This is a genomic window from Streptomyces hygroscopicus, assembly GCF_026168105.1.
GTDB lineage: Bacteria > Actinomycetota > Actinomycetes > Streptomycetales > Streptomycetaceae > Streptomyces > Streptomyces hygroscopicus_D.
In genome coordinates this window covers 168,829-175,599 of record NZ_LBMW01000012.1, presented here as the reverse complement: position 1 = coordinate 175,599, position 6,771 = coordinate 168,829, and the positions used below count along the sequence as shown (strand labels likewise).

At 70.5% G+C, this 6,771-nt stretch carries 5 protein-coding genes and 1 pseudogene; 2 read left to right on the top strand and 4 right to left on the bottom strand.

Features of this window, described 5'->3' with window-relative positions; translation table 11 throughout:
• The coding region (locus AAW14_RS15040; RefSeq protein WP_265564111.1) for a TerD family protein at nucleotides 1-783 on the top strand (783 nt) is incomplete at its 5' end.
• A 122-nt stretch (nucleotides 784-905) separates the two neighbouring features.
• Here the strand turns inward: AAW14_RS15040 and AAW14_RS15035 are convergent.
• Together AAW14_RS15035 and AAW14_RS15025 are read right to left on the bottom strand one after the other, a co-directional pair.
• Nucleotides 906-1,199 (bottom strand): annotated as a pseudogene (locus tag AAW14_RS15035) (TROVE domain-containing protein); the annotation flags it as partial.
• A gap of 295 nt (nucleotides 1,200-1,494) precedes the next feature.
• Nucleotides 1,495-2,922 carry a hypothetical protein gene (locus AAW14_RS15025; RefSeq protein ID WP_265564109.1) on the bottom strand — a complete coding sequence of 476 codons (1,428 nt, stop codon included), beginning with the start codon at nucleotides 2,920-2,922 and terminating at the stop codon, nucleotides 1,495-1,497.
• A gap of 369 nt (nucleotides 2,923-3,291) precedes the next feature.
• Here AAW14_RS15025 and AAW14_RS15020 point away from each other — a divergent pair, with 369 nt between their 5' ends.
• On the top strand, nucleotides 3,292-5,118 hold the full coding sequence (locus AAW14_RS15020; protein ID WP_265564107.1) for an endonuclease/exonuclease/phosphatase family protein: 1,827 nt from the start codon (nucleotides 3,292-3,294) through the stop codon (nucleotides 5,116-5,118).
• A gap of 98 nt (nucleotides 5,119-5,216) precedes the next feature.
• Here the strand turns inward: AAW14_RS15020 and AAW14_RS15015 are convergent, their stop codons facing one another.
• The gene (locus tag AAW14_RS15015) at nucleotides 5,217-5,951 is read right to left on the bottom strand and encodes an SRPBCC family protein (protein WP_265564105.1); all 735 of its coding nucleotides are present in this window, start codon (nucleotides 5,949-5,951) and stop codon (nucleotides 5,217-5,219) included.
• Between the two features lie 29 nt (nucleotides 5,952-5,980).
• A complete protein-coding gene (locus AAW14_RS15010) occupies nucleotides 5,981-6,643 on the bottom strand; it encodes an ArsR/SmtB family transcription factor (protein WP_265564103.1) in 663 nt (220 codons plus the stop codon).
• Nucleotides 6,644-6,771 lie beyond the last annotated feature (128 nt).

The window sequence follows — 6,771 nt, the reverse complement described above, 5'->3', positions numbered from 1 at the left end:
TATGCGACCGGGCGGGCGTGCATCGCCACCGACTTCGGCGTCACGGTGGAGGAACCGGCCGCGGCCGCAGGGCCCGTCGCCGCGCCGTCGCCGGCCGGAGCCGTCGTCCCGCCGCCCCCGGCACAACCGCCCGCGGCCCCCTCCATCGCCGCTCCCCCGCCGCCCGCGCCGCCCGCGGCCCCGGCCGCTCCGGCGCCCGGTGCCGGGAAGATCAACCTCGACAAGGGCCGGGTCAGTCTGCGGAAGAACCAGACCGTCTCCCTGGTCAAGGGCGGCCGCCCGCTGCTCTCCCAGGTCAGAATGGGCCTCGGCTGGGAACCCGCCTTCCACGGCAAGGACATCGACCTGGACGCGTCCGTCATCGCGTACGGCCCGCAGCGCAATCACATCGACAGCTGCTACTTCGGCAAGCTGACCATCCTGAACGGCGCGATCAAGCACTCCGGCGACAACCTCACGGGGGAGGGCGCGGGCGACGACGAGGTCATCACAGTCGACCTCGGACGTCTTCCGCAGGAGGTCACGGGGCTGGTCTTCACCGTCAACTCCTTCTCCGGCCAGAAGTTCACGGAGGTCGCCAAGGCGTACTGCCGCCTGGTGGACGCCGCGACCGACCAGGAGCTGGTGCGCTTCGACCTCACGCACGCCGAGCCGCAGACGGGGGTCATGATGGCGAAGCTGGTCCGGCAGTTCTCCGGAGAGTGGGACATGACCGCGATGGGCGACTTCGCGACGTCCCGCACGGTCAGGGGAATGGTGAAGCCGGCGGCCGAGGCGCTGTAGGCGGTCGTACGAGACCTGCGGGCTCCCCGCGTCGAGGGGGCCCGCAGGTGGGAGAACTCCGTGTCCACCCCAATTGGCCCGTCGAGTTCGCCTCTTGGGCCGGGTGTTGTTGCCGTCCGCCTTCATTCGAGCCAGGGCCAACGACCAGAGCGCTCCTGCTCCAGCAACGGCACCGTCCGGAAAGCCGCGTCCGTCAGACCCCCGAAGGTGTGCCTGTTCGCCTTCCCGGACGCTCCGTGGCCCGCGCGGCATCCGGCGAGGTTCCAGGTGTAGACCGGCACTTGCGCCGGGACCTGCTCGGTCGGGTCGCCGTGGTGGCTGTACGCGTACTGCTCGTCCGTGACGATCAGTACCCGGTCGTGCTTCCGGTAGTGACGCCGAATGGCCCCGGTGGTGTCGGTGCCGTCCACCCCGCCGCAACCCGTCTCGTCGCCCCAGGGCAGGAGCATCTCGTTCCAGTTGTGGGACTGGCATGCGGACGGCGAGCACTACGACCTGGAGCACTTCCAGCTCGTCCCCGACGGAGGGGACTGGCACGTCCGCGTGCGGCGAGCCACCTACTGGGCCCTCACCCGTCGGCAGCTGACCGGCTACGCCACCGACGCGGGGTTCGCCGAGCCGACCTGGAGGACCCCCGAGAGCAGCGGCTTCTTCCAGCCCCTGCTCACCGCACGCGACGCCCGACGCCCCATCGGCCGGGCTCCACAGGCCTCAACCCCCTTGCTGGGAGCGGGCCTTGAACGCCGCCTTCCGGGCCTCCTTCGCCACCTTCTTGTCCGGGTGCAGGCGTCCCATGGCCTCCAGGACCTCCGGGGTGGCCGGGTGGTCCACCCGCCACGCCGTCGTGAAGAATCCGCTGTGCTGTGCGGCCAGCCCCTCGACCAGCCCCTGCAGCTCCGCAGAGTTGCCCTCGGCGGCCAGTTGGGCGGCGACCGTGTCGACGGTCAGCCAGAAGACCATCGACTCCGGCGGCGCGGGCACGTCCGCCGCTCCCCGCTCGGTGAGCCAGACCCGCGCCAGGCCCCCCAGCTCCGCGTCGTCCAGCACCTCCCGCAGCGCCGGTTCCGCCTCCGCTCCGACCAGGGAGAGCGCCTGCTGGCAGCGCAGCCTGCGCAGCGGCGCACCACGGTCCGAGCCGCGGGCCGCCGCGAGCAACTCCCTTGCCGACGCGAGCGGTTCGCGGCGGGCCAGCCACTGCTCCGTCTCGGCATGCGCCGCCGCCGGACCGAACGCGGACGTGCCGTCGAGCAAGGCGTCCGCACCCTTGTCCGCCAGCTCCCCCACCGCGGGCGCGGTCATCCCGGCCTCCAGCAGCCGCGTCCTCATGCCGTAGAGGCCGAGCGGGGTCAGCCGCACCATCCCGTACCGGCTGACATCCGTCTCGTCGACGGGCGCCGCGGGCTCCTCCTCGGCGTCCGCCATCAGTGCCTCGTCGACCGGCTGGAATTCGACGAGCCCGATCGGTTCGAGGATCCGGAACTGGTCGTCGAGCCGCATCATGGCGTCCGAGACCTCTTCCAGGACGTCGTTGGTCGGTTCGTCCATGTCGTCGGGCACGATCATCGATGCGGCCAGCGCGGGCAGCGGCACCGGGCTGTCGCCGGGCCCGTCCTCGCTGACCGTCAGGAGATAGAGGTTGCCGAGCACCCCGTCGAGGAACTCGGCCTCCGCCTCCGGGTCCCAGTCGAGGGACGAGAAGTCGATGCCGCCGGCGTCGTCCACGGCGTCGACGAGATCGTCGAGGTCGGGCACCCCGGCGTCGGCGAGCACGGCCTCCAGCGCGGTGAGCCACACGCCGAGGACGTCGTTCGGGCTGCCGGACGTGAGCAGCGCGAGGTCGGCACCCGCGGTGACCGTGCCCTCCTCCTCGTCGACGATCTCGACGAGACCGGCGTCGACGGCGACCCGCCAGGCCTCGCTCGCATAGGCGGCGGCGTCCTCACCGGTCAGCCCGAGGGCCTCCGCCGCGGCGGGCAGTTGTTCCTCGACCAGCTCGCCCCCGGCGCCCACGCGGGTGTCGGGGCCGGCCCAGCGGGCGAGCCGGGTGGCGCGGGAGAGAAGCGGCGTGGTGAGCGCCTCCCGCGCGAGCTCCGCTTCGGAGGGCAGCCGAACCGGCGGCAAGGGGGAGCTGTCTGACATCGGTTGGGTCTCCTTGGGACGTACGTAGTGACCGAGGGGGCGCCCCGAAACACAGCCTCAGCCTAGACGGATTTCCACCCATGCCGCCCGGTTCATCTCCCCGCCAGGAGGTGTACATGGCCGAAACCTTGACAACTGGCCTGAGTACACAGGAGATTGACGCGCGTAGAAGTCGGCGGACACTTGTTCACCGACCTTGATCGACGTTCCACCGACCTTGATCGACGTTCACCGACGTCGATCGACGTTCCGGACGTTGATCGAAGTCCACCGCCTTCTACGCGCGTCGCCACCGCTCCGCCGGTCGCGACCCACGTGCCACGCTCCACCCTCGTCCCGGCGCCCACGTATGTCCCCGGAGGGATTCCGTTGCCGAGCAAGTCTTCCGCGCGCCTCGCCGCGCTCACCGTCGCCGCCGTCTGCTCCACCGCGTCCGGTGTGGTGGTCACCACTCCGGCACGCGCGGACACCGTGCGCATCCACGACATCCAGGGCACCACCCGTATATCCCCGCTCGCGGGCCAGAAGGTCACGGACGTGGCCGGAATCGTCACGGGCGTGCGGACCTACGGCTCGTCGAGAGGATTCTGGATCCAGGACCCGAACCCGGACGACAACCCGGCCACCAGTGAGGGCATCTTCGTCTTCACCGGCTCCACCCCGAAGGTCGCCGTCGGCGACTCGGTCACGGTGACCGGCACGGTCTCGGAGTTCGTGCCCGGCGGCACCTCGTCCGGCAACCAGTCGGTCACCGAGATCACCAAGCCGACGGTGACGGTGCTCTCCAGCGGCAACGCCGTCCCGGCGCCTGTCGTCATCGACGCGAAGTCGGTGCCCGCGCAGTACACCCCGGCGGGTGACACGACCGCGAACGGCTCGATCAACGGCCGCACCCTGGAGCCCTCCAAGTACGCCCTCGACTACTACGAGTCCCTGGAGGGCATGAACGTCCGGATCGCCGACGCCCGCGTGGTCACCGCCACCGACCCGTACAGCGAGCTGTGGGTCACGGTGAAGCCGCACGAGCACGCCAACCGCCGCGGCGGCACGGTCTACGGCTCGTACACCTCCCAGAACACCGGCCGTCTGCAGGTCCAGTCGCTCGGCCCGACCTCAAGCTTCCCGGCCGCGAACGTCGGCGACACGCTCACCGGCACCACCACGGGGCCACTGGACTACAACCAGTTCGGCGGCTACACCCTCGTCGCAGGTCAGCTCGGCACCCTCAAGAGCGGCGGTCTGCAGCGGGAGACCACGCGCAAGCAGGCGCGCGGCGAGCTGGCCGTGGCGACGTACAACGTGCAGAACCTGGACCCGTCGGACGGCACCTTCGCCGCCCACGCCTCCGCGATCGTGCACAACCTCCAGTCGCCCGACATCGTGTCCCTGGAGGAGATCCAGGACAACAACGGCGCCACGGACGACGGCACGGTCGACGCGAGCCAGACGGTGAACAAGCTGATCGACGCGATCGTCGCGGCGGGCGGCCCGAAGTACGGGTGGCGCTCGATCAACCCGGTCAACGACCAGGACGGCGGCGAGCCGGGCGGCAACATCCGCCAGGTGTTCCTCTTCAACCCGCAGCGGGTCTCCTTCACCGACCGCCCGGGCGGCGACTCCACGACCGCGGTCGGTGTCACCAAGGTCCACGGCAAGGCGCAGCTGACGGTCTCCCCCGGCCGTATCGACCCGGCCGGCGACGCCTGGAAGAGCAGCCGCAAGCCGCTCGTCGGCGAGTTCGTCTTCCGGGGCAGGACGGTCTTCCTGATCGCCAACCACCTGAACTCCAAGGGCGGCGACCAGTCGCTGCACGCCCAGTACCAGCCGCCGACGCGCAGCTCGGAGACCCAGCGTCACCTCCAGGCGACCGAGGTGCACGCCTTCGTCAAGAACATCCTCGACACGCAGAAGAACGCCGAGGTCATCGCGCTCGGCGACATGAACGACTTCGAGTTCTCCGACACCGCGAAGATCCTCCAGGGTGACGGCGAGCTGTGGTCTGCGATCAAGTCGCTGCCGAAGAGTGAGCGCTACACGTACGACTACCAGGGCAACGAGCAGGTCCTGGACCAGATCCTGGTCGGCCCGTCCATCCGCCGCGGCTGCGACCTCGACTACGACAGCGTGCACATCAACTCGGAGTTCCACGACCAGATCAGCGACCACGACCCGCAGGTGCTGCGGTTCCGGCCGTAGCCCTGCGCGGCTCCGGCCTCCTGTGCCGACGAGCCCGGCCCCGTCGTCCGGGGGGCCGGGCTCGTCCCGTGTCCGCGCAGGCAGCGCGGACACGCGGGTCAGGCGAACACCTCGGTCAGCCAGCCCTGCCAGGCGGCCTCGTTCGCCTTCGCGTCGGCGCCGGGTGCGAAGTCGTGCACGCTGATGCCGACCGGCGCACCCCAGTGGTTGCGGCCGAAGAAGCGGATGAGCGCGTTGTCGGTGCGCAGCCCGATGAAGTAGGGGTTGTGGTAGTCGACCACGGCGTCGAACAGACCACGCCCCGGTCCCCGTACCTCGACGGTGGTGCCCACGGCGATGCCCTCCCCGAGGTCCAGTGCCCGCCCGACGGCGGTGAAGGCGTCGGCCGCCGTGGACGCCTCGGGACCGTTCAGGGTCGCGAAGGAGACCGGGCGGGGCGCGAAGTGGGTCAGGTACTCGCGCAGGGTGTGGAGGTAGAAGTCGGTGTGCTTGTCGGCCCCGTCGTACTGGTTGTCCCAGTCGTCGACGAAGATGCCGCTGTGCACGTACCGCACCCAGGCGTGCCGGCCGCCTTCGCGCGGCTCGATGGTGTGGTCGAGCTGGTTGAGGGTCTGCTGGGAGATGCCTTCGACGTCCGCGACGCGGTTGGTGTAGCGGTGGGGCGGGTCCCAGGCGATGACCCTGGATCCGAAGGGACCGCTGCCGCCCACCCGCGGCTCGGGCGCGTCCATCGGCCACAGCCAGCCACCGGTGCCGGTGGTGATGGCCTCCCACACCTCCTCGGGGGTGGCCTCGACCTCAAACTCGCGGGCGATCTCGAATTCCTTGGACATGGTGGGCTCCTGCGCGTGAGATGAGCGGGTCAGTCGGTGAGTTCGGCGGCCGGCGGCGCCGCGGGCCCGGGCTCCGCCGCCTCCGGCACGGGCGCGGAATCCGCTGCCTCCGGCTTCACCGTGGGGTGTACGGCGACGACGATCCGGTGGTCCCGGCCGCCCTCGGCGTCCGGGGCGTCGTACTTGCGTATGAGGGCGCTGACGCCCGCCGTCAGCTCCTCGATGAACGCGGCACGGTCGGCGGCCGAGGCGAAGCGCACCTCACCGTCGAGCGCGTACGTCGCGAGCCGTTTGCGGGCCTTCGCGGCGCCGGTGATCAGGGAGCCGACGTCCCGTACCAGCCGGGCGCCGAGGGCGAGCAGCCAGCGAGCCGAGAGCTGGTCGCGGAAGCGGTCCGGGTCGGGCTGCACGGAGGCGAGCGCCAGCGGGCTGATGACGTACGACGCGGCGGTGGCTCGCATGAGCCGCTCGGTGACATTGCCCTTGCGGCGCTCGCCGGCCAGCTCGACCAGACCGTGCCGCTCCAGGGCCTTCAGGTGGTAGTTCACCTTCTGCCGGGGCAGCCCGACCCTGCCGGCCAGCATGGCGGCCGACGCGGGCCCGTCCGCCAGCTCGGCGAGCAGCCGGGCCCGCACGGGGTCCAGCGAGACGGCTGCGGCCTCGGGGTCCTCGATCACGGTGACGTCCAACATGGCTTCAGGCTCTCACCGAAAATATTTTTTGTCCAGGAGGACAGAGTTGTCGGTGCCGGACACAACCACCCAACAGCAGCTCTTATCAATACCCTGTAGAAGAATTAAGTGGAGCTTCACGATCGCCC